Source organism: Mesorhizobium sp. M4A.F.Ca.ET.090.04.2.1, assembly GCF_003999085.1.
GTDB lineage: Bacteria > Pseudomonadota > Alphaproteobacteria > Rhizobiales > Rhizobiaceae > Mesorhizobium.
In genome coordinates this window covers 1-1,963 of record NZ_RZOT01000759.1, presented here as the reverse complement: position 1 = coordinate 1,963, position 1,963 = coordinate 1, and the positions used below count along the sequence as shown (strand labels likewise).

The following is a 1,963-nucleotide window of genomic DNA, read 5'->3' as shown; positions in this document are numbered from 1 at the left end:
GCTTCGCGTAGCCGGACGGACCGACCAGGGCGAGCGGCAAGGTGCCGCGCGCGATCGATTCGAGACCGATGCCAGCGCCGTAGAAGCCGAGCGCCACCGGCACGGCCGGCATGCCGGCCCACAGCGCCAGGACACCGATGGCGACGAAGCTCGCCGAGGCAAGCTTGGTCCAGATCGGATGGTGATAGCGCGCGATCATCATCTCGACCGCGCGCGCCGTTACCTGCGAGGGGCCCACCAGGGCTCCGAGACCGACAGCGGCGGCGAGCGCCAGGTCGCCGGCCTGCAGGATCGACAGCAAATGCACCGAGAGCGTCGAGGAAATCACCGCCGCCAGCGTGATGGTGCTGGCGAGCAAGGCCATGACGGGCAAGGACGGGTTGACTGGCCTTGCAGCGGCGGCGTTTCGATCCACATCGGATGCCGCGCTGCGTTGCGGCACCCGGCGCGGCAGCAGCGTGAGATAGAGCGGCAGCGCGATGAGGAGTTGCACGGCGGCATAGGCAAGGCAAGCGCCGCGCCAGCCGATCGTGCTCAACAGGAAAGCCGAGATCGGCCAGCAGACGGTGCTGGCCAGGCCGCCGAACAGGGTGAGCGTGGTGATGGCCGAACGCGCGCTATTGCCGTAAAGGCGGCCAAGCGTGGCGAAGGCGGCGTCGTAGAGTCCTGCCCCCATGCCGAGCCCGATCACGAGCCAGGCACCGATATAGACGGGAAGCGAGGGCGCCGCGGCCAGGCCGATCTGGCCGGCGCCGATGCAGAATGCGCTGAAGGCGAGCACGTTACGGCCGCCATGGCGCTCGATCGAGGAGCCGACGCGCGGCGATATCAGGCCGGCGACGAGAAGCCCGAGCGACAAGCCGCCAACCACCCATGCCAGCGGCCAGCTGGTGTCGCGGGCCACCGCCGGTGCGATGACCGCCGGCAGATAGTAGGACGAGCCCCACGCCATGATCTGCGTCAGGCCGAGCACGGTGATGATGATGCCGCGGCCGCGCATGCCGGCCATGCTGCTCATGCGGCAACGCCGCAACCGCAGCCGCCCCTGCCGGCGGCTTTCGCCTCGGCGTCGGCGACGCAGCAGCCGTCCGCCGCTTCCGGGGCCGGACCACCACAGCAGCCGGCGAACGTCTTGCCGGTCACGGTGACCCCACCCGGCACCGTGCAGACGCCGGTCTCGGGCAGGACCAGTTGCACCGCATCGGCCGAGGCGACGTCGCCGGCCAATGCGGCCGCGACCGAGCGCACCTGCTCGTAGCCGGTCAGCAGCAGGAAGGTCGGCGCCCGGCCATAGCTCTTGATGCCGACCGTATAGACGCCGGGCTCGGGATGGCTGAGCTCGCGGTGCCCATGCGGCGGCACGTCGCCGCAGGAATGCTCGTTGGGATCGATCAGCGGCCCCAGCGCCCTGACGCCTTCCAGCCATGGATCGAGGTCGAGCCGCAATTCCCTGGTCAGGCTGAGATCGGGCCGCTGGCCGGTCGCGGCGACGATTCGGTCGATAGGGCCGATGCGCCGCAAACCGTCCGCCGTATCGCCCTCGACAATCAGCCGGCCGTCTTCCTCGCGAATTGCCGTCGTGGCAAACCCTGTGACCAATTGGACGCGGCCGCTCTCGGCAAGGTCCCTGACGTCGGATCCAAGTTCACCGCGGGCCGGCAAGGCATCAAGATCGCCGCCGCCATAGATGCGCACCAGATCGGTGCCGCGCGTCGTCCAGATGAACGTTGTGCCCGGCTCGTCATCCGCCACCCTGGCCAAGTCGAGCAGGGCATTGGCGGCCGAATGGCCGGACCCTGCCACCAGCGTGGCGCGGCCGCCGTAAAGGGCCCGGTCCCGGCCGAGAATGTCGGGAATGCCGTAAGCGATGCGGTCGGCGAATTCCGCCTCTCCCTCCGCCGCGATGCCGCCGGCGCCGAGCGGATTGGGCGTGCGCCAAGTGCCGGAGGCATCGATCACGGCA

2 protein-coding genes are annotated in these 1,963 nt (G+C 69.7%); both read right to left on the bottom strand.

The window, feature by feature from the left end; translation table 11 throughout:
* On the bottom strand, positions 1-1,018 hold a 1,018-nt coding region (locus tag EN781_RS31485; protein WP_127400676.1), incomplete at its 3' end, for an MFS transporter.
* Positions 1,015-1,963, bottom strand: a 949-nt coding sequence (locus EN781_RS31480; protein ID WP_127400675.1) for a flavoprotein, incomplete at its 5' end; no start/stop codon positions are given. The genes EN781_RS31480 and EN781_RS31485, both read right to left, overlap by 4 nt.